Source organism: Dyella sp. SG609, from assembly GCF_012275375.1.
GTDB lineage: Bacteria > Pseudomonadota > Gammaproteobacteria > Xanthomonadales > Rhodanobacteraceae > Dyella_D > Dyella_D marensis.
Map to the genome: position 1 here is coordinate 262,198 of NZ_JAAZQJ010000006.1, position 24,061 is coordinate 286,258.

The window sequence follows — 24,061 nt, forward strand, 5'->3', positions numbered from 1 at the left end:
ACTCATGCAACGAATCCTGCTTGCCGACGACGACCGCGCCCTGACCGACCTGCTGGCCGAATACCTGCGCCGGGAGGGCTTCACGGTCGACGTGGCCCACGACGGCGAGGAAGCGCTGGCGCGCCTGAGCCATCCGGCACAGCGGCCGGATCTTTTGATCCTCGACGTGATGATGCCCGGCCGCGATGGCCTGGAGACCTTGCGCGAGCTGCGCCTGCAGCACCGGTTGCCGGTGATCATGCTGTCCGCCCGCGGCGAGCCGGTGGATCGGGTGATCGGCCTGGAACTCGGCGCGGACGACTACCTTTCCAAACCCTGCCTGCCGCGCGAACTGCTGGCCCGCGTGCGCGCCCAGCTGCGCCGCCATTCGCCGGCCGCCGCGGGCACGCTGGAAGTGGGCGTGCTGCGCCTGCTGCCGGGCGAGCGGCGCGCGTATGCGGGCGAGGCGGAACTGTCGCTGACCGGCGCGGAATTCGGTTTGCTGCTGGCGCTGGCCCAGCGCGCCGGACAATTGGTGGACAAGGCCACGCTCACGCGCATGGCGCTGGGGCGCGAGCTGGAGCGCTTCGACCGCAGCATCGACGTGCACGTGAGCCGCCTGCGCCACAAGCTGGCGGAGGCTTCGGAGCAGGCGCCGCGGATCGAGTCGGTGCGTGGCGCCGGCTACGTGCTGGTGGCGGGCGCGGCATGAATCCGTTCAAGACTTCGCTGTTCTGGCGCCTGCTGGTGTGGTTCGTGCTGGCCAACCTGACGGTGCTGCTGCTGGGCGGCTATGTCACGCGCAGCTTCATCGAATACAACACCGCGGTGGAGATCAACTGGACCGCGCTGGCCGACAGCGCGAACGAAGCCTATGCAAGCGGAGGCGCCAGCGGCCTCGACGCATGGATCCGCGACCAGCGCCGCGACGGCGTCGACGCCACCTTGTACGAGAACGGCGAGCCGCTGGTGCCGATCCGCCTGCCCGGCAGCGTGCGCGATCAGTTGCCGCAGTGGCTGGCGTCGGGGCATGACCTGGTGATGCAGCCGTATCCGCGCATCTACCTGGCCGTGCAGCAGGTCACCGGCAGCGATGGCCGTGCGCGGCAGCTCGTCGCCCTGAGCCGCACGCATTCGCGCATTCCCATGCAGACGCGCAACCAGATCTACCTGGCCGTGCAGTTCGCGCTCTCGCTGCTGTTCATCGTGCTGATCGGCTGGTGGTTCGCGCGCGGCGTGGCGCGGCCGGTGGAAGCGATGCAGCGCGCGGCGCGGCGCATGGCGGCGGGCGAGCTGTCGACGCGGGTCGGCCCGGAAGGGCGGCGCGGGCCGGGCGAGCTGTCGCAGCTGGCGCAGGATTTCGACGCCATGGCCGTGCGCATCGAAGCGCTGGTGGCGCACGACCGCGCCGTGCTGCAGGACCTCTCGCACGAACTGCGCTCGCCGCTGGCGCGGCTGCAGCTGATCCTCGACCTGGCCCGGCGCAGCGACGGCGAGCAGGCCGACGCGTACTTCGCCCAGGCCGAGCGCGAGATCGTCCGCCTGGACCGCATGACCGGCGAGATGCTGGCCCTGTCGCGCCTGGAAGGCGGCTTGCCGGGGATGGAGCGCGAACCGGTGGACCTGGCCGCACTGGCGCGCGAATGCGTGGCCAAGGCGGCGATCGAGACCTCGGCGCGCGGCCTGCGCCTGAATGCGGCGATCGAGGCGCCGGCCTGGGTTTCCGGTAGCGGCCAGCTGCTCGAACGCGCGCTGGACAACCTGCTCGGCAACGCCCTCAAGTACAGCCCCGAAGGCGGCAGCGTGGAACTGGCGGTGCGCGCGGAGCACGGGCACGCCGAAGTGATCGTGCGCGACCACGGCGCCGGCGTGCCGGAGGAGGAGCTGTCCCAGCTGTTCCGGCCGTTCTTCCGCGGCAGCAATGCGCCCAAGGCGGAAGGGCACGGGCTGGGCCTGGCCATCGTCAGCCGGGTGGCGCAGGTGCACGGCGGCGAGGCGGGCGCCCGCAACGCCGAAGGCGGTGGGCTGGAAGTGCGCCTGAGCTTGCCGCTGCTGGGGTAAGGGCGGGCTATAAGTAATGACATTGTCAGTACGTCCTGGTAGGCTGGCGCCTTGCCTGGAGTCTGAAACTCATGACCAAACCCGACGCTCCTTCCGCCAAGCGGGATACGCTGAACCTTCGCATCAAACCGGAGGACCGCAGCTTGATCGACCGAGCCGCCCAGGTCCGGGGTAAGACCCGCACCGACTTCGTCCTCGACGCCGCCCGCACGGCCGCCGAGGAAGCCCTGCTGGAGCAGGCGGTCGTCATGGCCACGCCGGAGGCGTACACCGCCTTCCTGGAACGCCTGGACGCGCCCCCCCAGTCCAACGAACGCCTGCGCCAGACCCTGCGCAGCAAGGCCCCCTGGGACAAGGCGTGACGCTGGCCGCTCCGCAACCGCTGTCCGCGCACCATCAGCTGGAACCCTTCGCCTGCGGCGTCGACAGCCTCGACCGCTGGCTCAGGCGGCGGGCCGCCGGCAACCAGGCGACGGGTGCTTCGCGCACCTACGTCGCCTGCGAAGGCGCACGCGTGGCCGCGTTCTACGCGCTGGCGTCCAGCGCGGTGGCCGGCGACCTCGCCACCAGCCGCTTCAGCCGCAACATGCACGACCCGGTGCCGGTGGTGGTGCTGGGGCGGCTGGCCGTCGATCGGGCCTGGCAGCGCCAGGGCCTGGGGCGCGCCCTGGTGCGCGACGCCTGCCTGCGCATGGGCCACGCCGCCGATGCGATCGGTATCCGCGGCATGCTGGTGCATGCGCTCAGCCACGAGGCGCGCGCGTTCTACTGCCACGTGGGCTTCGATCCTTCGCCGCTCGACCCGATGCTGCTGATGATCACGCTGGCCGATCTGCAGGCGAACCTGTAGACGCCGGCATGCCGGCCGCATCGCCTAACATCGATCTTCGTGCCACCCGTCCTGAGTTCCCCATGCGCTCCAATGCTCTCGCCGCCGTCGGGCTCGCCCTGTGCTCGGCGCTGTTCTTCACGCTGACCTATGTGCTCAACCGCAGCTTCGTCGCCGGCGGCGGGCATTGGGCGTGGGCGGGCATCCTGCGTTATCTGATCACCCTGCCGCTCCTCGCCGTGGTGCTGCCGTGGCAGGGCGGGCTGGGCGAGCTGCCGCGGGAACTGCGCCGCCATCCGCGCACCTGGCTGCTGTGGAGCAGCGTGGGCTTCGTGCTGTTCGGCGTGCCGCTGACCTGGGCCGCCAGCAGCGGGCCGTCGTGGCTGATCGCCGGCAGCTTCCAGACCACCGTGCTGGCCGGTCCGCTGATGGCGCCGCTGATCTACCGCGATGCGCGCGGCCGGCTGGCCTGGCGCACGCTGGCGATCGGCGCGTTGATCGTGGCCGGCGTGTTCGCGCTGCAGTGGGGGCATGCGCAGGGACGGTTGAGCGCGGGCGACTGGCTGGCGATCGGCGCGGTGGTGGTGTCGGCGTTCGCGTATCCGCTGGGCAATCGCATGCTGCTGCTGCATCTGGAGCATGGCCAGGCGCGGCTCGGCGCGGTGCAGCGCGTGTTCGGCATGACGCTGTGCAGCTGGCCGCTGTGGCTGCTGTTCGCCGGCATCGCGTGGGCCACGGTCGGCCCGCCGTCGTGGCGCGACGTGCTGCTGGCCGGCGGCGTGGCGCTGTCCTCCGGTGTGATCGCCACCGTGCTGTTTTTCCGCGCCACCGACATGGTGCGCAGCGAACCCACCGCGCTGGCCGCGGTGGAGGCAATGCAGGCGGCCGAGCTGCTGTTCGCCACCTTGCTCGGCGGCCTGCTGCTGGGCGAGGCCTGGCCGCATGGCTATGCCGCCTGCGGCGCGGTGCTGATCGTCGCGGGCATCGCCTTGTTCGGCTGGATCAGCGGCCGCGGCGCGGCCGGCCACGATGAGGAACTGCGCACATTGCGCACCGACCGCGGCGCTTGAATCGCGGCCGTCCAGACGTCCGGAACTTGCCTCGCCCGCATGCATCGGGTTAAACACTTCCGTTTGGCAGCATGGGCGAGGTGGACGATGCGGCAGTTCTACGCGCGGGCAGTGCTGGCCTGCATGATGGCGGGAGCGTCGCTGGCGCTGGCACCGGTGGCCAATGCGGACGAACACGGCGCGCCCGTGCTGCGCTGGGATCCTGCCAAGCTGGGCAATCATCGCTATCTCGTGCAGGTCGACGCGCCGGCCGAGGCCGTGCACGTAGTGATTCCCTGGCGCCGGCGCGATGCGCATCCGGAGAAGCTGGCGGTGATCGTGGCCGATCCCGACGGTGCGCCGGTGGCCAACCTCGTCACCGGCAAGATCGACCGCGCATCCGGCGAACTGGTGTTCCAGGCTGCGAAGGCCGGCACCTACGCGGTGTACTACCAGCCTTATGTCGGCGGCGGCCGCAGCAATTACCCGGTGGTCACTTACGCCGCGGCGCGCGACATCGCCGACTCGGCCTGGGCCGGCAAGCTCGGCAAGGCCTCGGCCTGGAACCGCCTGCCGCAGGCGCAGGTGCTGCGCTACGAAGCGGTGGACGATTTCGATGCATATACCGAGATGGAACGCACCGCCACGCCGGCCGAACTCGACGCGCTGCTGGCGAAGCATGAAGGGCCGCTGCTGCTGTTTCCGGAAACGCGCGCCAATCCCGTGCGCATGTTCGACACGCTGCCGGCTTCGTGGGCGCAGCGCGGCCCCGGCGGCGACTTGAGCGACAGCGCACTGCGCGGCGAATACCTCAGCTTCCAGATCGGCCTGTGGGCAGCGCGCGCGCCGGCAAACGCGGTGCGCGTGGCCTTCGGCGACCTGCACGGTCCCGACGGCGCGGTCATCCCCGCCACCGCGCTGACCTGCTTCAATCTGCGCGGCATCGACTACACCGGCCAGCCGTTCGGCACGCGCGTGGATGTGGCGAAGGGCCGCGTGCAGCCCTTGTGGATGGGCGTGGATATTCCCGCGGACGCCAAGCCCGGCGTGTACCAGGGCGAAGTGAGCATCGGCGCCGATGGCGTGGATGCGCAGCGCGTGCCGCTTTCCATCACGGTAGGCGACGGTGTGGCGGTTGCGCATGGCGACGACGATCCGTTCAAGCTCACCCGCCTGCGCTGGCTCGATTCCACCCTGGCGCAGGACGACGCCGTAGTGAAGCCGTTCACGCCCATCGCCGTGAAGGGCGCGACGCTGGACATTCTCGGCCGCGACATCGCGCTCGCCGACAGCGGCCTGCCCGCACAGATCCAGAGCCGCTTCGACGAGCGCATGACCGGCTTCGCCAGGCAGCCGCAGGCACTGCTGCAGGCGCCGATGCAGTTGCTGGTGGAAGACGGCTCGGGCGTGCATGCGCTGGCCGGCAAGGGCATGCCGAAAGTGGAGACCGACGGACCCGGCAAGGTGCACTGGACGGTGACCGGCAACGCCGGCCCGCTGCGCGGTGAAGTGAAGGCCTCGCTGGAAGCGGACGGCACCCTGCAGTACGCGATCGAGCTGCAGGCCGACCGGGAAACCCAGGTCGGCGACATCCGCCTGGAAATGCCGCTGCGCAACGAGGTGGCCCATTACCAGCTCGGCCTCGGCCAGCAGGGCGGCGAAGCGCCGGCCGGTTTCAGCTGGCACTGGAACGTGCGCAACAACCAGGACGGCGCGTGGATCGGCGCGGTCAACGCCGGCCTGGAATTCCACCTGCGCGACGAGCACTACCTGCGCCCGCTCAACACCAACTTCTACCAGCAGCAGCCGCTGCGCATTCCGCAGTCCTGGGACAATGGCGGGCAGGGCGGCATCGACCTGGAGCGCGGCAAGGAGCGCTACCTGGTGCGCGCCTTCAGCGGCTCGCGCACGCTCAAGGCGGGGCAGACGCTGCGCTACGACGTGGTCCTGCGCGTGACGCCGTTCAAGACCATCCAGCCGGCCCAGCAGTTCGGCGAGCGCTTCTTCCACAAGTACGGCGACCTCGACGCGATCAAGGCCGACGGCGCGAACGTGGTGAACATCCATCACGCCACGCCGATCAATCCGTGGATCAACTATCCGTTCCTGGAAGCCGAGGCGATGCGCAGATACATCGATGCGGCCCACCAGCGCGGCATGCGGGTGAAGATCTACGACACCATCCGCGAGCTGTCCGACCGCGCGCCCGAGCTGCCCATGCTCGAATCGCTGGGCCACGAGGTGATCAGCGCCGGCAAGGGCGGCGGCTTCTCCTGGCTGCAGGAACACCTGGACGGCGATTACATCCCCGCCTGGCACGTGCCGGAAAACCGCGACGCGGCGGTGATCAATGCCGGACAGAGCCGCTGGCACAACTACTACATCGAGGGCCTGGACTGGCTGGCGCGCAACGAAGGCATCGACGGGCTGTATCTGGACGACGTCGCCTACGACCGCACCACCATGAAGCGCGTGCGCAAGGTGCTGCAGGCACGCCGGCAGGATCCGCTGATCGACCTGCATTCGGCCAACCAGTACAACCCGCGCGACGGCTATATCAACAGCTCGCTGCTGTACATGGAGCTGTTCCCCTACATCGACCGCCTGTGGTTCGGCGAATACTTCGACTACGAGAAGAGCACGCCGGCGTACTGGCTGACCGAGATCTCCGGCATTCCCTACGGCCTGATGGGCGAGATGCTGCAGAACGACGGCAACCCGTGGCGCGGCATGGTGTTCGGCATGACCAGCCGGCTGGGCTGGTCGCCCAAGAGCGATCCGCGTCCGCTGTGGAAGCTGTGGGACGACGTCGGCATCGCCAAGGCGGAGATGATCGGCTGGTGGGTGCACGATGCGCCGGTCAAGACCGGCCGCGACGACGTGCTCGCCACCAGCTACGTGCGCAAAGGGCAGGGCACCCTGGTGGCGCTGGCCTCGTGGGCGCCGGAGCGGACCGAGGCGAAGCTCGCCATCGACTGGAAGGCGCTGGGCCTGAATCCGGCCAAGGCGAAACTGGTGGCGCCGGCGATCCCGGGTTTCCAGCCGGCGGCGACGTTCAAGCCGGGCGACGCGATTCCGGTCGAGCCGGGCAAGGGCTGGCTGCTGCGGCTGGAATAAGTCCGGTCGATCGCACCGCACGATGGCTCTATCCTTGACGGACGCACCAGTCCCCCGGTGCGCCGCCAAGGATCTTTATGCAAGCCCAGGCCGCCGCGAACCGCGCGGGCGAGGAGTTCATCCGCCACGGCACGCCGCTGTTCCGGCGCACCAATTTCGCCCTGTTCGCCGCGGGCATCGCCACCTTCGGCCTGCTGTATTGCGTGCAGCCGCTGATGCCGGAGTTCAGCAAGGACTTCGGCGTGAGCGCGGCCGGCGCGGCGCTGTCGCTGTCGGTCACCACCGGCGTGCTGGCGGTCGCGATGCTGGTGGCCGGCGCGGTGTCCGATGCCTGGGGCCGCAAGTCGGTGATGACGGTGTCGCTGCTCACCTCCTCGCTGCTGGTCATCGCCACCGCGATGGTGCGCGACTGGCCCATGCTGCTGGTGCTGCGCACCTTGCTCGGGCTCACTCTTAGCGGACTGCCCGCGGTGGCGATGACGTATCTCAGCGAAGAGATGCATCCGGATTCGATCGGCCTGGGGATGGGCCTGTACATCAGCGGCAATGCGCTCGGCGGCATGGGCGGACGCCTGGTGGCCGGCGTGATGGCCGACTTCGTCGGCTGGCGCGCGGGCGTCGGCGCGGTCGGCGCGATCGGCCTGCTGGCGGGGTTGGTGTTCTGGCGCAGCCTGCCGCCGTCGCGGCATTTCACGGTGCAGCCGTTTCACTGGAAAGCCCTGCGGCAGCGCTTTGCCGGCGCATTCCGCGACGCGGGCCTGCCGTGGCTGTTCGCCGAGGGCTTTTTGCTGCTGGGCGCGTTCGTCACTGTCTACAACTTCATCGGCTATCGCTTGCTGGCGCCGCCGTACGGGCTGAGCCAGGCGGTAGTAGGGCTGATTTTCAGCGTCTATCTGATCGGTACGTTCAGCTCGGCCTGGATGGGACACCTGGCCGGCAAGCTGGGGCGGCGCAAAGTGCTGTGGACCGCCTTCGCGCTGATGCTGGCCGGCGTGCTGCTGACCCTGGCCGCGCCGCTGGCGCTGATCGTGCTGGGCATCGTGGCGATTACCTTCGGTTTCTTCGGCGGGCACTCGATCGCCAGCAGCTGGGTGGGGCGCCGCGCGGGCCTGGCCAAGGCGCAGGCGTCGTCGATGTATCTGTTCGCCTACTACATGGGTTCCAGCGTGGCCGGTGCGGGCGGCGGGCTGTTCTATGCGTCCCATGGCTGGAACGGCGTGGCGGCCTTTGTCGGCGCGCTGGTGCTGGCGGGGCTGCTGATCGCGTGGCGGCTGCGCCATCTGGCGCCGTTGCCGGGGCCGCCGTCGAAGGGCGACGAGCCGCCGCTGGCGGAGCTTTGATCGCTTTGGCGCAGGTTGGGGTGAGCCGCAGGCGACTGCGAAGGCAGGATGCCGTAGCGAACATCCGCGTAGCGGATGGCCCAAAGGGCTGGCTGCTGATGCAGCCAGTAACCCCAACAGTGCGAGGCCTTGATGTTGGGGTTTGCCTGCGGCTCACCCCAACCTACGACAGGCGTTATGGCTTCAGCGCAGCCTTCAGCGCCTGCGCATCGCCGTCGTTCTGCACCGGCGTCACACCCAGCAGCTGCGTCATCAGCGGATACACGTCCACGTTCGAGATCGCCGGCAGCACGGTGTCCTGGCGGAACGCCGGGCCGCGCGCGACGAACAGCGCCTGCATGGTCGGGTCGGCATTGTCGTAGCCGTGCTCGCCCAGGCTCAGCTTGTCGCCCTTCTTGAGCTTCTTGGCCACGTAGTCGCTGGTGGTCACGCGCCAGCCTACGTCGGCCAGGCACACCAGCTGCGGCACGCGCGGGTTCTTGCCGTAGGCCAGGCGCGCGGGGATGCGGGTCTTGTCCCAGCACTGCATGTGCTGCTGCGGCTTCTCCAGCTTCGCCTCGATCTTGGCGAAGTCATGGCCCGGCTTGGCGTTGAAGCCGGCCAGCACGCCCAGGCTCACCACCTGCACCTGGTTCAGCGGCACCAGCTTGTCCACCATCACGTTGTGCTTGGCCGGCACGCTGGCCATGCCGTGGTCGGACACCACGATCATATTGATGCGGTCGAGCAGGCCGCGCTGTTTCAGGCCGTCGACCAGGTGGGCGAGCGCGCCGTCGACCTTGGCGATGGATTCGTTCACCTGCTTCGAATCCGGGCCGTAGCCGTGGCCGGCATGGTCGACGTCGTCGAAGTACAGGGTGAGGAAGGTCGGGCGCTCGCCGGCCGGCAGGTCCAGCCAGCTCAGCACGGTGTCCACGCGCTGCTCCGGCGACATGGCGCCGTCGTAGGGCAGCCAGTGGTCGGGGCGGTAGTCGTGGATCGGCGCTTCGCTGCCGGGCCAGAACATGGTGGCGGTCTTCAGGCCCTGGCGGCCGGCGGTTTCCCAGATCGGCGTGCCCTGGGCCCACCAGCGGCCGTCGGCGCCGGCGGCGCGGTTGCTCAGCGAGAACTCGCCCAGCTCCGGGTCGAACATGGTGTTGTTGACCATGCCGTGATGGTCCGGGCGCAGGCCGGTGACGATGGTGTAGTGGTTCGGGAAGGTCAGCGACGGAAACGACGGCTGCATCGCCTGGGCGCGCACGCCTTCGTGGGCCAGCGCGGCGAGGGTGGGGCTGAGGCCGCGCTGGATGTAGTCGGCGCGGAAGCCGTCGATCGAGATCAGCAGCAGCGGGGCCGGCGCGGCCTTGACCACCGGCGCGGGTTTAGCCGGGGGATGGGTGGCACACCCGGCGCTGAATGCGGCAACGGAGCAGAGCAGCAGGCGAAACAGGATTTTCATACGCGAGTCCATACGATGTTCCAGGCAATCCCACCATGATGGCGCACTCGTATGACCATTACATCTCTGTCCATACAGCGTCTTGTCCGGCCGGCCCTGCTCGGACTGGCGGTGCTGGCCGCCGCGGCGCCGGCCGCCGCGCAACAGCAACAGCAGCAGCGCCAGCAGGCGCAGCAGCCCACTTACCAGCCCAACTACAACGCCATCAATGCGCAGCAGGCGAACCAGCAGGCGATCCTGCAGGACAAGCTGCGCACCAGCCAGCTGCAGGAGCAGCAGCGCCAGCTCAATGCGGCGGCGGTGCGCCAGGCGCAGGCGAACAACCCCGCCGCGGCGCAGGGGCTGGACTTGTCCAGCCAGGCCCAGCAGGACCGCTTCGATGCGCGCCAGCGCGCGGCCGTGGACCAGTACCGCGCCGCGTCGTCCAGCGCGCCGCTGGTGCTGCCGCAGCCGGTGCGGCCGTCGTCGACGGCGAAGAAGCCGCCGCCGTCCGCGCTCGATCAGCTGCATCCCGCGCCGCAGGCGCAGCCGCAGAACCAGCCGCAGCGCTGAGCGCGCAGCGCGTAGCTTGGGGTGAGCGCCAGCGAACCCCAACGCTAAAGTGCCTGGCCATGTCGTGCGGTGCCCGTTGGGGTTCGCTGGCGCTCACCCCAGCCTACGGCAGCGCGAACAGGTCACCGTGCGCAACGCGGTCTTCCATCGACAGCAGGAAACGCTTGGTCGGCAGCCCGCCGCCGAAGCCGGTGAGGCTGCCGTTGCTGCCGATCACGCGGTGGCAGGGCAGGATGATCGGGATCGGATTGCGCCCGTTCGCCGCGCCCACCGCGCGCATTGCCGCGGGCTGGCCGATGCGCCGTGCCAGTTCCGCGTAGCTGATCGTCACGCCATAGGGGATGCGCCCCAGTTCTTCCCACACCGCGAGCTGGAACGGCGTGCCGACGGGATGCAGCTTCAGTTCGAAGGACGTGCGTTCGCCGGCGAAGTATTCCTCCAGCTGGCGGCGCGCCTGGGCCAGCGGCCTGGCGGCATGCACCCATGCCGGCTGCGGCGACTTGCGCTGCCGGCCGGTCTCGAACCACACCTCGCGCAACCCCTGCGCATCCGCCACCAGCAGCAGCTGGCCGATCGGGGTGGGCAGCACGTCGTACCAGATCGTCTCGCTCATGCGTTCTTTGCCTTCGGTCTGGCACGTTCGGCCGCGTCGGTGGCGGCGCGCCACAGATGCATCACCGCATAGGCGCGCCAGGGGCGCCAGTCTTCGGCCAGCGCGGTGAGCGCTTTCGTGCTCAGTTCCGCGCCGTCGCCGGCGGCGGCGCGGCGCAGGATCAGGTCCGCGGCGGGGAACGCATCCGGATGGCTGAGCGCGCGCATCGCCATGTAGTGCGCGGTCCATTCGCCGATGCCGGCCAGCTCCACCCAGCTCGCCACGAACGCATCCAGCGGCTGTTCGCTGCGGAAATCGATGCGCCCGTCCAGCAGCGCGCGCGCCACGCCTTGTACGGTATTGGCGCGCGCCGTAGTGAGGCCCACTTCGCGCAGGTCCACGTCGACCAGGATCTCCGGCCCCGGAAACAGGCGCTCCAGCCCCGGCGCCACGATGCCCGCCACCGGCGTGCCCCAGCGCTGCACGATGCGCGTAGCCAGCGTGCGCGCCGCCGCCACGCTCACCTGCTGGCCGAGAATCGCCCGCACCGCGATCTCGAAACCGTCCCAGCCGCCCGGCAGGCGCAGGCCGGGGCGGCGCTGGTGCAGCGGCTTCAGCACGCCGCCGGCATGCATCACCGCGCCGATCGCCTGCGGGTCCGCATCCAGGTCGAACATGCGCCGCAGCTTCGACACCACGCCGAGCATGCGCGCCGGCTGCGGGCACTGCAGTTCCAGTTTCAGCGCGTGCTCGCCGTTCGGCCACGCGCTCAGGCGCAGCCAGCCGGGCGCATCCGCCGGACCGAACACGCGCGCATAGCTGCGCTCGTCCACCTGCTCCACACCCGGCAGCGCACGCGTGCGCAGGAACGCCAGGATCGCCTCGAAGTCGTACGGCGGCCGGTAGTTGAGGCGTAGCGCCAGGCCGCCGTCCGCCGCCTTCGCCGGATGGCGGCGCAGTTCGCGCGGCGGCATCCGGTTCGCCTGCTGGAACGCCGCGTTGAAGCGGCGCAGGCTGCGGAAGCCGGATGCGAGCGCGACGTCGGTTACCGGCAGGTCGGTCTCGGTCAGCAGCTGCTTCGCGAACAGCAGGCGGCGCGTGGTGTGCACGCTGATCGGCGGCGCGCCCAGGCGCTCGACGAACACGCGGCGCAGCTGGCGCGCGCCCACGCCCAATCGCTGCGCCATGTCTTCCAGCGAATCGTCTTCCAGTACGCCTTGCTCCATCAGCTTCAGCGCGCGTGCGATCACGTGGTCGCCGCGCTGCCAGCTGTCGTTGCCCGGCGCCAGCTCCGGCCGGCAGCGCAGGCAGGGGCGGAAACCGGCCGCTTCCGCCGCCGCGGCGCTGGCGTAGTAGCGGATGTTTTCCGGTTTCGGCGACGGCGCCGGGCAGACCGGGCGGCAATAGATGCGCGTGCTGGTGACGGCGGTGAAGAACAGCCCGTCGAAGCGCGCATCGCGGCTGAGGCGGGCCTGTTCGCAGAGGCGGTCGGGGAGGGGCGCGCTGGGGGCGGGGACGGTGGCCATGCATGCAGGCTAGCACCGGGGGCGGCGGGGGACTCGCCGTTTTCGGACATCAATAGGCCGGCTATGAAAACTCTTCTCCCCTTCGGGGAGAAGATGCCGGCAGGCAGATGAGGGGCGGGTGCTCGCGGTGGACGTTCGACGAAGCGTCGCGCGCTTCTATGCTTCCGCTTCACTGCTCCGTAGGTCCCCCTCACCCCGGCCCTCTCCCCGGAGGGGAGAGGGGGCAAAGCGGAGCTATTTCACCGGCGCCATCAGATGCTGATACGGCGTCCCCGCCCACATCACATACGGCGCCGACGTATCCGGATCCGCGCCTTTCGGATACGCGTCGTAGAACGCCGCGTCCGCGCCCACCACCATGATGTGCGGGCCGGTCTTGATCCAGTGGTTGCTCGCGTCGGGTTTCGTCGCATACGGATCCGTGTTGCTCGCATCCGTGCCGCCCGACAGCATGTACATCACGCCCATCTTGCCGGCCGGCGGCGGCTTGTGGCTCATCCACGCCTGCGCCCATTCCATCGCGTTCTTGTCCATGCACATCGGATCCGGCCCGGGCGTTTCCGGGTTGTCCGGCATGCAGGTGTAGTCGTTCGTGCCCTTGCGCAGCATGCGCGCGCTGCCGTCCGCGTTCATCGCGATGATGGTGGCGCCCTTGGCCACGCCCGGCGGCGCGGCGCGCATCGCGCTGGCGATCAGTTCCGCATCGCTTGGCGCCTTCTTCGGCGCGGCCTTGTCGGCGGCGTTCGCGCTTGCCGTGACCAGCAGGGCGGCGATCAGCGCCGCGAGGTAGATGGTGCGTGTCGCGTACATGGGACCCTCCCGTTCGAGCCGCGACGCGGCCATGGCCCGGCTTCCCCCGCGCAAAGTCTGGTCCCGCCGCGGACACCGCCACAATCGGCCAAACGGACGGTTTTGCCGCAGTGCAGTTGGCGGTCCCGAAAACCCGCGCCCATAATCGACGTTTCCCCCCGCAGGCCAGGATTTCCCATGAACGCCCCGACGCGTATCGACACCACCCGCACCATCCGCGCGCCGCGCGGCGGCGAGCTGAGCTGCAAGAGCTGGCTCACCGAGGCGCCGTTCCGCATGCTGCAGAACAACCTCGACCCGGAGGTGGCGGAAAACCCGGCCGAGCTGGTGGTGTACGGCGGCATCGGCCGTGCCGCGCGCAACTGGGAGTGCTTCGACGCGATCCTGCGCGCGCTGCGCGAACTGAACGACGACGAGACTTTGCTGATCCAGTCCGGCAAGCCGGTCGGCGTGTTTCCCAGCCATCCGGATGCGCCGCGCGTGCTGCTGGCCAATTCCAACCTGGTGCCGGCCTGGGCGAACTGGGAGCACTTCAACGAGCTCGATAAGAAGGGCTTGATGATGTACGGCCAGATGACCGCCGGCTCGTGGATCTACATCGGCTCGCAGGGGATCGTGCAGGGCACCTACGAGACCTTCGTGGAGATGGGCCGCCAGCACTACGGCGGCAGCCTCAAGGGCAAGTGGATCCTCACCGCGGGCCTGGGCGGCATGGGCGGCGCGCAGCCGCTGGCGGCGTCGCTCGCCGGCGCGTGTTCGCTGAATATCGAATGCCAGCAGAGCCGCATCGATTTCCGCCTAAAGACGCGCTACGTGGACGAGCAGGCCACCGACCTGGACGACGCGCTGGCGCGCATCGCGAAGTACACCGCTGCCGGCGAAGCGAAGTCGATCGCGCTGCTCGGCAATGCGGCCGACGTATTGCCGGAACTGGTGCGCCGCGGCGTGAAGCCGGACGCGGTCACCGACCAGACCAGCGCGCACGACCCGGTCAATGGCTATCTGCCCAGCGGCTGGACGGTGGAGCAGTGGTTCGAGCGCCGCAAGAGCGATCCGGCCGGCACCGCGAAGGCGGCCAAGCACTCCATGCGCACGCACGTGGAAGCGATGCTGGCGTTCCAGCGCGCCGGCATTCCTACCTTCGACTACGGCAACAACATCCGCCAGATGGCCAAGGACGAAGGCTGCGCCGACGCCTTCGAATTCCCCGGCTTCGTGCCGGCCTATGTGCGCCCGCTGTTCTGCCGCGGCGTGGGTCCGTTCCGCTGGGTGGCGCTGTCGGGCGATCCGGAAGACATCTACAAGACCGACGCCAAGGTGAAGGAACTGATTCCGGACGATCCGCACCTGCACCGCTGGCTGGACATGGCGCGCGAGCGCATCAGCTTCCAGGGCCTGCCGGCGCGCATCTGCTGGGTCGGCCTGGGCCTGCGCCACAAGCTGGGCCTGGCCTTCAACGAGATGGTGCGCAAGGGCGAGCTGAAGGCGCCGGTGGTGATCGGCCGCGATCACCTGGACTCCGGCTCGGTCGCCAGCCCCAACCGCGAGACCGAAGCCATGCGCGACGGCAGCGATGCCGTGTCCGACTGGCCGCTGCTCAACGCCATGCTCAACGTAGCCGGCGGCGCCACCTGGGTGTCGCTGCACCATGGCGGCGGCGTGGGCATGGGCTATTCGCAGCATTCCGGCGTGGTGATCGTGTGCGACGGCAGCGAGGCGGCGGACCGGCGCCTCGCCCGCGTGCTGTGGAACGACCCCGGCACCGGCGTGATGCGCCATGCGGACGCCGGCTACGACATCGCCGTGCAGTGCGCGAAGGAGCAGGGGCTGAAGCTGCCGATGCTTTGAAAGCGGGGAACGGGGAACGGGGAACGGGGGGAAGGATCGCAAGCTTCGCTTCCACTACAACCCGCACGTTCCCTGTTCCCCCGTCCCCCCAATCGTCACCCGGCCAATAGCCCTACCCCGAAGGGCCGGACGATTTTCCATGTCCTGCCACCTCCAGTCCGAAGATTATGTGATCTCCGGCACCTTTCTGGCGCCGGGGCGTCGGCCATTCGGCCGACGTCAGTCAAAACACTGGAGATCGCATCATGACTACGCAATTCGAACGCACTGGCGCGCTGACCGAGCTGAGCAGCTATCCGCACTGGGCGCAGGACATCGTCCACGCTGCCGAGGAGACCAAGCGCACGGTGGTGGACCACGAGGTATGGGAGCTGATGATGAACAGTCGTCTTCACGCTGCCTCCACGCGAGACTTCATGGTGGGGATCTGGCCCGTCATCGAGCGTTTCCCGGCCTACATGGCGCTGAACCTGCTGAAGACCCAGTACGGCCGGACCCAGGGCGACAACCTGGCCCGGCGCTGGCTGGTGCGGAACATCCGCGTGGAGCAGAACCACGCCGAGTACTGGCTGGATTGGGCCGAAGCCGCGGGGATCAGCCGCGACGAGGTCCTGCACGGGTTGCCGCCCCATGGCACGGGAGCCTTGCCCGACTGGTGCGAACAGGTGAGCACCAAGGCTTCCCTCGCCGCCGGCATGATCGCCACCAATTACGCGGTGGAAGGTGCAACCGGGGAGTGGTCCCAGAAGGTGTTCGAGAGTCCCTACAAGGAGGCCTTTGCGACCGAGACCCGGGGCAAGGGTTTGCGTTGGCTCCAACTTCACGCGGCCTACGACGATACTCATCCTTGGGAAGCGCTCGAAATTGTGTGTACGCTAATGGGGACGGCGCCGACGCCGGCCGAGGTGGCTTATCTGGGGGAATGCGTGCGACGCAGCTACGTCAGCATGCAGATCACCTTGGACCGCTGCCTGGACGTGCGCCAGGATCCGTGGTCAGTCAGTGAAGCCGCAGCCTGACGCAACGCGTTTGCCGGGCGGGACGCATCGCAGGCAGTGGATGTCGGCTTGAATGAGGACACGGGACGCTATGCGTAACGCTCGTACTGGCTTGCGAAGACCATTGCTGCAAAGGCTGCTGCCGCTGGCCTACGCACTGGCGGCAATGCTCGGGCTGGTCCTCGCCCTTACATGGGGAGCCTTGCAGCTCCAGGTGACTCTCGCCGGTTTTCTCAACGGCGAGAGTCTTTGGTCCAAGGCGCAGAAGCAGGCGGTGGTGGACCTGGAGAACTACGCCACCAAGGGCGATCCGGTCTACCTGCAGGGTTTCCGCCGCAACTACGCGGTGCTGGTGACCGACCGCTATGCGCGCGACAAGATCGACAGCGGCGACTTCGACCGGGCCGAAGTGATCGAGGCCTTCCGCCGCGGCGGGGTGATCCCCTCGGCGATCCCCGGCATGGTTTTCATCCTGCAGTATTTCTCCGCCGCCCCGCATATGCGCGAGGCGCTCGCCGACTGGCATTCGGTGGACGGCCAGATCGCCGAACTGAACGTGATCGCCGGCGAACTCGAACGCAGTTACGCCGCCGGCGCGCTGGCCCCGGCCGAGCTGGCGCGGCAGCGCGACCGCATCCACCAGCTCAACGATTTCATCGAGCCGCGCAGCAGCAGCTTCTCGCTGCACATCGCCAACGGCGCCACCTGGATGGGCCGGGTGCTGTTCGCCAGCGTGGCCCTGATCACCCTGGTGGCCGGACTGCTGTGGCTGCGCATGGCGCGCCGCATCCTGGCCGGCATCCGCGGCACCGAGGAACGCTACCGGCTGCTGTTCGACAGCGCCGCCTCGGCCATCGTGATGGTGGACGAGTCCTCCGGGCAGATCCTCGACGCCAACCGCACCGCCGCGCGCTGGACCGGGCGCGGCCCGGACGAACTGCTGGGCGAGTCGTTCGCGCGCCTGTTCGCCTCCGGCGAGGCGCCGCAGGACAGCAACGTCGCCCTGCTGCGCGATGCCGCCGGCGAGGCGCGCCCGGTGGAAACGCAGAGCGCGCTGGCGCTGTGGGGCGAGCGCTTCGTGCGGCAGGCGATCATCAGCGACGTGTCCGAGCGGCTGTCGATGGAGCACGAGCGGCGCATCGCCTCCGAAGCGCTGGCCGGCATCGCCGAGGGCGTGGTGATCGCCGACGCCGAGCGCCGCATCACCACGGTCAACACTGCCTTTACCCGCATCACCGGCTATGACGCCGATGCCGTGCGCACGCGGCGCTTCGACGAGACGCGCACCCAGCTCGACGGCTCGCCGCTGCCGGCTTCGATCTGGGACACCGTCGCCAACGGCGGCAACTGGAAGGGCGAAGTGTCCAGCCGGCGGCAGGACGGCAGCAGCTATCCGGAACTGCTCAGCATCAGCGCCATCCGCGACACCTACGGCCGCGTGCAGCACTACGTGGCGGTGCTGACCGACATCACCGCGATCAAGGCCGACCGCCTGCGCCTGGAACACCTGGCCACGCACGACCCGCTCACCGGCCTGGTCAACCGCGCCGAGTTCGAGCGCCTGTGCGAGCACGCCATCCTCGGCGCCACCCACGGCCGCAATGCGGTGGCGGTGCTGTTCGTGGACCTGGACGCCTTCAAGGTAGTCAACGACAGCTACAGCCACGCGATCGGCGACAGCCTGCTGGTGAAGGTGGCCGAGCGCATCGACCGCGCGCTGGGTCCGCACGACGTGGCCGGGCGCATCGGCGGCGACGAGTTCACCGTGCTGCTGGGCCGCCTGCCCACCCGCGAAGACGCGCGCACCATGGCCACGCGCCTGCTGTCCTCGCTGGCCGAGCCGGTGCTGGTGGGCGACTACGAGATCGCGCTCAGCGCCAGCATCGGCATCGCCGGCTTCCCGCTGGACGGCGGCGACCCGATCACCCTGATCACCAATGCCGACGCAGCCATGTACGTGGCCAAGACCGAGGAGCGCAATGCGTTCCGCTTCTACACGCCGCTGATGCATGCCGACGCGCGCCGCCGCCTGATGCTGGGCGTGGACCTGCGCCAGGCCCTGGTGCGCGGCGAGCTGTACCTGGTCTACCAGCCGAACGTGGAGCTGCGCACCAGCCGCATCGTGGCGGTGGAGGCGCTGCTGCGCTGGCGCCATCCGGAACGCGGCGTGCTGCTGCCGGACGAATTCATCCCGATGGCGGAAAGCCTGGGTCTCATCCGCCAGATCGACGAATGGGTGATGCGCGAAGCCTGCGCCCAGGTGCGCCGCTGGGACCAGGCGCACCTGCCGCCGCTGCGCATGGCGATCAACGTCTCGGCCAGCACCTTCGGCCACCGCACTTTCATCGAGCGCCTCAGCGCGGCGCTGGATGCCGAACAGCTGGACGGCAAGCGCCTGCTGGTAGAGATCACCGAGAGCGCGATCCTGCGACTGGGCGAACAGACCGACCGCACCATGCACGCCTTGCACGCGCTGGGCGTGGGTGTGGCGATCGACGACTTCGGCACCGGCTATTCGTCGCTGGCCTATCTGAAGCTGTCGGCCATCGCCTTTTTGAAGATCGACCGCTCCTTCATCAACGGCCTGCCGCAGGATTCCAACAACGCCGCGATCACCGAGGCGATGCTCGCCATCGCGCGCAGCCTGGGCCTGCGGCCCATCGCCGAAGGCATCGAGACCAAGGAGCAGCACGAGTTCCTGCTCAAGGCCGGCTGCGCCGAAGGCCAGGGCTTTTATTACTCGCGCCCCGAAGCGGCCGAGGAGATCGCACGCCAGCTGGTGCGCAGCCCGAAGCCCGCGAAGCTGCGGCTGGTGCCGCCGAAGCAGCGTTGAGGATGCCTGTGCGTAGTGCGTAGGTTGGGGTGAGCCGCAGGCGAACCCCAACTGTGCGGCAACGTTGGGGTTCGCCTGCGGCTCACCCCATCCTACGCCGCCACGCCGTCCGTCTCAGTGCAACTGCACGTCCACGACGCTTTCGTCCGGCTTGTACTCCGCCGGGAACAGCTCCTTCAGGTGGCGCACCTTCGGCGCATCGTTGATCACGATGTACGGATAGTCCGGATGCAGCCGCGCGAAATCCTGGTGGTAGGCCTCGGCCATGTAGAAGGCCTTCAGCGGCGCGACCTGGGTGACGATGGGGGCGCGGAACACGTGGGCCTGGTCGAGCTGGGCGATATAGGCGCTGGCTACGCGCTTCTGCTCGTCGTTGCCGTAGAAGATCACCGAGCGGTACTGCGTGCCGGTGTCCGGGCCCTGGCGGTTGAGCTGGGTCGGGTCGGTGGCGACCGAGAAGAACACCTGCAGCAGCTTGCCGTAGCTGACCTTGGCCGGGTCGTACACCACCTTGACCGATTCGGCATGGCCGGTGTTGCCGCCGGAGACCTGCTCGTAGCTGGCCGTGGCGGCCTGGCCGCCGGCATAGCCGGACCAGACCTTCTTCACGCCCTTGACGTGCTCGAACACCGATTCGACGCCCCAGAAACAGCCGCCGGCGAATACGGCGATCTGCTCGCCCTGGGCGGGCGCGGCATCGACGGTGGGCGCCGGTGCGGCGACGGGTGCGCTGTCGGCGGCAACGACGCCGCAGGCGGTGGTGCCGGCGGCCAGCATCAGGCCGGCGAGCAGGCGGAGGCGGGGCAGGCGGGTACGCATGGTGCGAGGCTCCATCGATCGAAAGGGGCGGCGCGCTGGGCGGCGCCGTTCGAACTGTTTTCGCCCACGAATGGCACGGGGTTACCTCCGGCCGCGGTGCTATGGTGCCGCCTCCCCAGCCTACCCCCCAAGGTGTTTTCCATGAGCTACGCCATCGACCTGCCGGCCTATCTGCGGCGCATCGGTTTCCAGGGGGAGGCGAAGCCCGATGCGGCGACCTTGCGTGCCCTGGCGGTGGCGCACGTGGCGGCGATTCCGTTCGAGAATCTCGATCCGTTCCTGGGTATTCCGGTGGTGCTGGAGCGGCGGCGGCTGGAGCGCAAGCTGGTCGAGTTCGGGCGCGGCGGGTACTGCTTTGAGCAGAATTTCGTGTTCCGCGAAGTGCTGCGTGCGATCGGCTATGCGGTGCAGGGGCTGATCGCCCGCGTGCTATGGCAGCGTGACGACGATGACGTCACCGCGCAGAGCCATATGCTGCTGCGCATCGAGATCGATGGCGAGAGCTGGCTGGCCGATGTGGGGTTTGGGGGGATGGTGTTGCCGGGGGCGTTGAGGCTGGTGCCGCTGGTGGAGCAGGCGAGTACGCATGAGCCGTATCGGCTGCTGGAGCAGGGGGGCATTTGGCGCATGCAGGCGCTGGTGCGGGGGGTGTGGCAGACGCTGTATCGCTTCGATCTGCAGGCGAAGGATGATGTCGATTATGTGGTGGCTAATCACTATACGTCGACGTTTCCGGAGTCGCATTTTTTGCATGGGTTGAATGTTGCGCGTACTGAGGCGGGGCGGAGGTTGACTTTGCGTGGTCGCGAATTCGCTGTGCATACGTTGGGCGGGGAGACTGTGCGGCGCACGCTTACCGATACGGATGAGATCCTTGAGGTTCTGGAGCGCGAGTTTCTGTTGCGGGTGCCGCAGGTGACGCATCTGCGGGCGCGGATTGATGCGATGCCGCTTCCTTCGCCTGGCGTGTCGGCGTAGGCCTCTTTGCTCGTCATCCCGGCGTAGGCCGGGATCCAGTAACTGTATCGCTTGGTTTTCGCGTTATCGCGAATGGGCCGCTTATGCAGCGGGCATTCCGGACGCCTGCCGGCGCCCGGGTCACTTTCTCTTTGCTGGCTCAAAGAGAAAGTAACCAAAGAGAAATAGCCTTAGAGCAACGGCTCGCGACGCGACTAGAAGGAGCAGTGGGCGGCTGCGGTAGTCTGATTAACCTGGGTCTACACGAAACGGCAGTGCGTTTACGTAGCGGGTGCTTCAACGTGCCGTGGCGAAGAGGATGTTCAGGGACTGAGGCCAGCTTTTGTTCTTCGTTCCTGCTTACCTCACGCCATCACCCCTCTCCCCTCCGGGGAGAGGGCAGGGTGAGGGGGCGGGGCTCGCGGCGGAGTTTGTTCGGGCGTGCTTTACGGCGCGCGCTTCACGCGAATGCGGATGTCGTCGATCTCGACGACCTGGCCCGCGTGGATCTTGCAGGTCTTGCGCAGTTCCTGCTGCCCGTCGACGTATACCGCGCCGCTGGCCACGATCGCCTTGCCGGCGCCGCCGCTGTCGCACAGGCCGGTCAGTTTCAGGAGCTGGTTGAGTTCGACGTGCTCGTGGCGGTCGTCGAGGTCGAAATCGATGGACTGCATCAGAAATCCGGGTCGTTGAAGGCGCTTTCGGGCATGGCGAAGAAAGCGAAGAACGGTTTGCTGTCTTCCTGCCAGGTCTCGGCGGCTTCGTCGAGGATGTCCAGCAGGATGTCGAAGTCTTCTTCGCTGGCTTCGCGCAGGTCGTCGGCGTGGTCGAACAGCAGCAGGTAGCCGGTGCCTTCGAGCCAGTCCAGGTCGTTGACGGCGTCGGCCAGGGCGTCCCAGTTGTCGCCGAATTCGGCGGGCAGGCGCCAGGAGGCTTTCAGGCGGCGCAGCAGTTCGTCCTTGCCGGTGCAGCCCTTGAGGCTGGTGCGGGCGACGAACAGGCCCTGGCTGGAACCCTGGGCGCCCAGCGGATCGAGGTCTTCCTCGATCACGAAGAACACGCCGCCGGCGTCGGGGTCGAGCAGGTCGATGTCGTGGTCCTGGGGAGTCATCGCGGCACCTCGAAAGCGCGGAACGAGTTGTAGTGGTCGTCGGTGTAGTAGTAGACCACCGGAGGATTACCGCCAGTGATGATCCGGCGCGCACCGCGATAGCCGAGGCCGGGCGTGGCCACCGTGTACTCGTGGTAGTAGCCGCGCGGCTGCTGCGGCAGCAGGCCTTCGCGATTGCCGAACACGGTGCCGTCCTGCCGGTTCGGGAACGGGCCGCCGCGGGCGATCAGGGCCAGCGTGTCGCGCGCTTCGGACGGCAGGAACGAGGGCAGGCCGGTGGCCGGGGCCGGTGCGATGCGCGGCTGGCGCGCGGCGGGGGCCGGCTCCGCGGCGGACTGCGCCGGCGGGTCGGGCATGCGCACGGGCCGCGTGGCATGGCGGTTCCACAACAGGCCGGCGGCGAGCACCGCGGCCAGCAGCAGGAAGGTCTGGAGGTAGCGCATGGGCATCGCCGCCGTAAGGTGGCGCGCAGCTTAACAGGGCCGAATGACGCGCATCGGCTTGGTGTCCGCAAAATCTTGCGGCACACTCGAGGCTTTGGCCGGTCCCCCTGGAGCCACGCATGAGCGCCGCCCCTTCCACCGCGCGCGGCCGCCTGCCGCGGCAGATCCCCTTCATCATCGGCAACGAGGGCTGCGAGCGCTTTTCGTTCTACGGGATGCGCAACATCCTCACCCCGTTCCTGATCACCTCGCTGCTGCTGCAGCTGCCGGAAGCCGAGCGGCCGGGCGCGGCCAAGGACGTGTTCCACACCTTCGTGATCGGCGTGTACTTCTTTCCGCTGCTCGGCGGCTGGCTGGCCGACCGCTTCTTCGGCAAGTACCGCACGGTGCTGTGGATGAGCCTCGTGTACTGCCTGGGGCATCTGTGCCTGGCGCTGTTCGAGCACCATCCCACCGGCTTCTACGTCGGCCTCGGCCTGATCGCGCTGGGCGCGGGCGGGATCAAGCCGCTGGTGGCCTCGTTCGTCGGCGACCAGTTCGACAGCGCCAGCAAGCACCTGGCCAAGCCGGTGTTCGACGCCTTCTACTGGATCATCAACTTCGGCTCGTTCTTCGCCTCGCTGCTGGCGCCGATGTTCCTGCGCCATTTCGGCGCGGCGGTGGCGTTCGGCATTCCCGGCGCGCTGATGCTGGCGGCCACGTTCGTGCTGTGGCTGGGCCGCCACCGCTACGTGATGGTGCCGCCGTCGCCGCCCGATCCGGACGCGTTCACCCGCGTGGTGCGCACGGCGCTGCTCGCGCAGGCGCCGGGGCAGGCGCGGCCGGGCCTGTGGCTGGCCGGCGCGGGTGTGCTCGCCGCGCTGGCTGCCTTGGCCATGGCGCCCTCGCTGGGTTTCGTGATCGCGCTGTGCCTGGCCATCGTGGCGCTGATCGGCGGCGTCGGCGGCGGCGCCTGGCTGCAGCTGGAGCGCTCGCGCGGGCGGCATGCGGATGCGGCGGTGGACGGCGCGCGCAACGTGCTGCGCGTGCTGGTGATCTTCGCGCTGACCACGCCGTTCTTCTCGCTGTTCGACCAGAAGGCCTCGACCTGGGTGCTGCAGGGCAATGCCATGGCCGCGCCGGACTGGTTCCATCCGGCGCAGATGCAGGCGCTCAATCCGCTGCTGGTGATGCTGCTGATCCCGTTCAACAACCTGGTGCTGTTTCCGCTGCTGCGCCGCCGCGGCGTCGAACCCACCGCGCTGCGCAAGATGACCATGGGCATCGCCTTCGCCGGGCTGGCCTGGATCGTGGTGGGCGGCTACCAGCTGCTGCTGGACGGCGGCCAGGCGCTGTCGATCGTGTGGCAGGTGCTGCCCTATCTGCTGCTGACCTTCGGCGAGGTGCTGGTCTCCGCGACGGGGCCGGAGTTCGCGTACAGCCAGGCGCCGGCGTCGATGAAGGGCGTGATGATGAGCTTCTGGTACCTGGCCACCACCATCGGCAACCTGTGGGTGCTGATCGCCAATGCCGCGGTGCGGGACGAGGCGGTGACCGGGCATATCGCCAGCACGGGCCTGAGCGTCGACGCCTTCCAGATGTTCTTCTTCGCCGCCTTCGCGCTGCTCGCCGCGCTGGCGTTCGGCGCCTACGCACGCCGTTATCGCGAGGTCGACAACTACCGGGCGGCCTGAGCCGCCGCGGCGATTGGACGGCTAGACGGATGTGCCGGGCGGGCGATTCCTGCGAACCGCGCCGCATTGAGGCGCATCCGGCGTTG

Annotated in this window: 21 protein-coding genes; 13 read left to right on the top strand and 8 right to left on the bottom strand. The window is 68.7% G+C overall.

The features are described from left to right. The first annotated feature begins 4 nt into the window (after window positions 1–4). From FHW85_RS13695 to FHW85_RS13725, 7 genes are all read left to right on the top strand, one after another. Window positions 5–691 (top strand): response regulator, encoded by a 687-nt coding sequence (locus FHW85_RS13695; protein WP_167255712.1) that lies wholly within the window; start codon window positions 5–7, stop codon window positions 689–691. Beyond that, entirely contained in the window at window positions 688–2,040 is a 1,353-nt protein-coding gene (locus FHW85_RS13700) for a HAMP domain-containing sensor histidine kinase (protein WP_168648593.1), read from the top strand. The genes FHW85_RS13695 and FHW85_RS13700 overlap by 4 nt, the downstream gene beginning before the upstream one ends. Window positions 2,041–2,111: 71 nt before the next feature. Then, window positions 2,112–2,402: a DUF1778 domain-containing protein gene (locus FHW85_RS13705; protein ID WP_168648594.1), complete on the top strand. Its 291-nt coding sequence runs from the start codon at window positions 2,112–2,114 to the stop codon at window positions 2,400–2,402. Continuing rightward, entirely contained in the window at window positions 2,399–2,890 is a 492-nt protein-coding gene (locus FHW85_RS13710; RefSeq protein WP_168648595.1) for a GNAT family N-acetyltransferase, read from the top strand. Before FHW85_RS13705 ends, FHW85_RS13710 begins: the two co-directional genes overlap by 4 nt. Window positions 2,891–2,952: 62 nt before the next feature. Beyond that, complete coding sequence (locus FHW85_RS13715; RefSeq protein WP_167255703.1) at window positions 2,953–3,939, top strand: multidrug resistance efflux transporter family protein; 987 nt, start codon at window positions 2,953–2,955, stop codon at window positions 3,937–3,939. 87 nt (window positions 3,940–4,026) lie between these two features. Continuing rightward, window positions 4,027–7,035 (top strand): glycoside hydrolase domain-containing protein, encoded by a 3,009-nt coding sequence (locus FHW85_RS13720; protein ID WP_168648596.1) that lies wholly within the window; start codon window positions 4,027–4,029, stop codon window positions 7,033–7,035. A 77-nt stretch (window positions 7,036–7,112) separates the two neighbouring features. Then, a complete protein-coding gene (locus tag FHW85_RS13725; RefSeq protein ID WP_168648597.1) occupies window positions 7,113–8,375 on the top strand; it encodes an MFS transporter in 1,263 nt (420 codons plus the stop codon). Between the two features lie 175 nt (window positions 8,376–8,550). Here FHW85_RS13725 and FHW85_RS13730 read toward each other — a convergent pair whose 3' ends face one another. Then, the gene (locus tag FHW85_RS13730; protein WP_168648598.1) at window positions 8,551–9,813 is read right to left on the bottom strand and encodes an ectonucleotide pyrophosphatase/phosphodiesterase; all 1,263 of its coding nucleotides are present in this window, start codon (window positions 9,811–9,813) and stop codon (window positions 8,551–8,553) included. 51 nt (window positions 9,814–9,864) lie between these two features. On the opposite strand from FHW85_RS13730, the gene FHW85_RS13735 reads away from it, so the two are divergent. Further along, the gene (locus FHW85_RS13735; protein WP_168648599.1) at window positions 9,865–10,365 is read left to right on the top strand and encodes a hypothetical protein; all 501 of its coding nucleotides are present in this window, start codon (window positions 9,865–9,867) and stop codon (window positions 10,363–10,365) included. A 103-nt stretch (window positions 10,366–10,468) separates the two neighbouring features. Here the strand turns inward: FHW85_RS13735 and FHW85_RS13740 are convergent, their stop codons facing one another. From FHW85_RS13740 to FHW85_RS13750, 3 genes are all read right to left on the bottom strand, one after another. Further along, window positions 10,469–10,978 (bottom strand): methylated-DNA--[protein]-cysteine S-methyltransferase, encoded by a 510-nt coding sequence (locus FHW85_RS13740; RefSeq protein ID WP_167255689.1) that lies wholly within the window; start codon window positions 10,976–10,978, stop codon window positions 10,469–10,471. After that, window positions 10,975–12,483 carry a DNA-3-methyladenine glycosylase 2 gene (locus FHW85_RS13745; RefSeq protein WP_168648600.1) on the bottom strand — a complete coding sequence of 503 codons (1,509 nt, stop codon included), beginning with the start codon at window positions 12,481–12,483 and terminating at the stop codon, window positions 10,975–10,977. The genes FHW85_RS13740 and FHW85_RS13745 overlap by 4 nt, the downstream gene beginning before the upstream one ends. 234 nt (window positions 12,484–12,717) lie before the next feature. Next, entirely contained in the window at window positions 12,718–13,293 is a 576-nt protein-coding gene (locus FHW85_RS13750; protein WP_167255686.1) for a hypothetical protein, read from the bottom strand. A 177-nt stretch (window positions 13,294–13,470) separates the two neighbouring features. Here FHW85_RS13750 and hutU point away from each other — a divergent pair, with 177 nt between their 5' ends. The 3 genes from hutU to FHW85_RS13765 all read left to right on the top strand — a co-directional run bounded on the left by hutU (window position 13,471) and on the right by FHW85_RS13765 (window position 18,972). Then, window positions 13,471–15,141: a urocanate hydratase gene (hutU, locus tag FHW85_RS13755; RefSeq protein ID WP_167255684.1), complete on the top strand. Its 1,671-nt coding sequence runs from the start codon at window positions 13,471–13,473 to the stop codon at window positions 15,139–15,141. Between the two features lie 245 nt (window positions 15,142–15,386). Next, window positions 15,387–16,160: an iron-containing redox enzyme family protein gene (locus FHW85_RS13760; protein ID WP_167255682.1), complete on the top strand. Its 774-nt coding sequence runs from the start codon at window positions 15,387–15,389 to the stop codon at window positions 16,158–16,160. 181 nt (window positions 16,161–16,341) lie between these two features. After that, complete coding sequence (locus FHW85_RS13765) at window positions 16,342–18,972, top strand: EAL domain-containing protein (RefSeq protein ID WP_343203703.1); 2,631 nt, start codon at window positions 16,342–16,344, stop codon at window positions 18,970–18,972. Window positions 18,973–19,086: 114 nt separating this feature from the next. On the opposite strand, the gene msrA is transcribed toward FHW85_RS13765, so the two are convergent. Next, window positions 19,087–19,791, bottom strand: coding sequence for a peptide-methionine (S)-S-oxide reductase MsrA (gene msrA, locus FHW85_RS13770; RefSeq protein WP_167255678.1), 705 nt, complete (start codon window positions 19,789–19,791; stop codon window positions 19,087–19,089). Between the two features lie 141 nt (window positions 19,792–19,932). On the opposite strand from msrA, the gene FHW85_RS13775 reads away from it, so the two are divergent. Beyond that, window positions 19,933–20,769: an arylamine N-acetyltransferase gene (locus FHW85_RS13775; protein ID WP_168648601.1), complete on the top strand. Its 837-nt coding sequence runs from the start codon at window positions 19,933–19,935 to the stop codon at window positions 20,767–20,769. A gap of 425 nt (window positions 20,770–21,194) precedes the next feature. On the opposite strand, the gene FHW85_RS13780 is transcribed toward FHW85_RS13775, so the two are convergent. From FHW85_RS13780 to FHW85_RS13790, 3 genes are read right to left on the bottom strand one after another with little or no spacing between them, the layout of a single operon-like run. Next, window positions 21,195–21,422, bottom strand: a complete 228-nt coding sequence (locus tag FHW85_RS13780; protein ID WP_167255674.1) for an RNA-binding S4 domain-containing protein — start codon at window positions 21,420–21,422, stop codon at window positions 21,195–21,197. Beyond that, a complete protein-coding gene (locus FHW85_RS13785; RefSeq protein WP_167255672.1) occupies window positions 21,422–21,859 on the bottom strand; it encodes a barstar family protein in 438 nt (145 codons plus the stop codon). The genes FHW85_RS13780 and FHW85_RS13785 overlap by 1 nt, the downstream gene beginning before the upstream one ends. Then, on the bottom strand, window positions 21,856–22,302 hold the full coding sequence (locus FHW85_RS13790; RefSeq protein ID WP_168648602.1) for a ribonuclease domain-containing protein: 447 nt from the start codon (window positions 22,300–22,302) through the stop codon (window positions 21,856–21,858). Before FHW85_RS13790 ends, FHW85_RS13785 begins: the two co-directional genes overlap by 4 nt. Before the next feature lie 119 nt (window positions 22,303–22,421). Between FHW85_RS13790 and FHW85_RS13795 the strand changes: the two genes are divergently transcribed. Then, window positions 22,422–23,975 (top strand): oligopeptide:H+ symporter, encoded by a 1,554-nt coding sequence (locus FHW85_RS13795; RefSeq protein WP_168648603.1) that lies wholly within the window; start codon window positions 22,422–22,424, stop codon window positions 23,973–23,975. The last annotated feature ends 86 nt before the right edge of the window (window positions 23,976–24,061 follow it).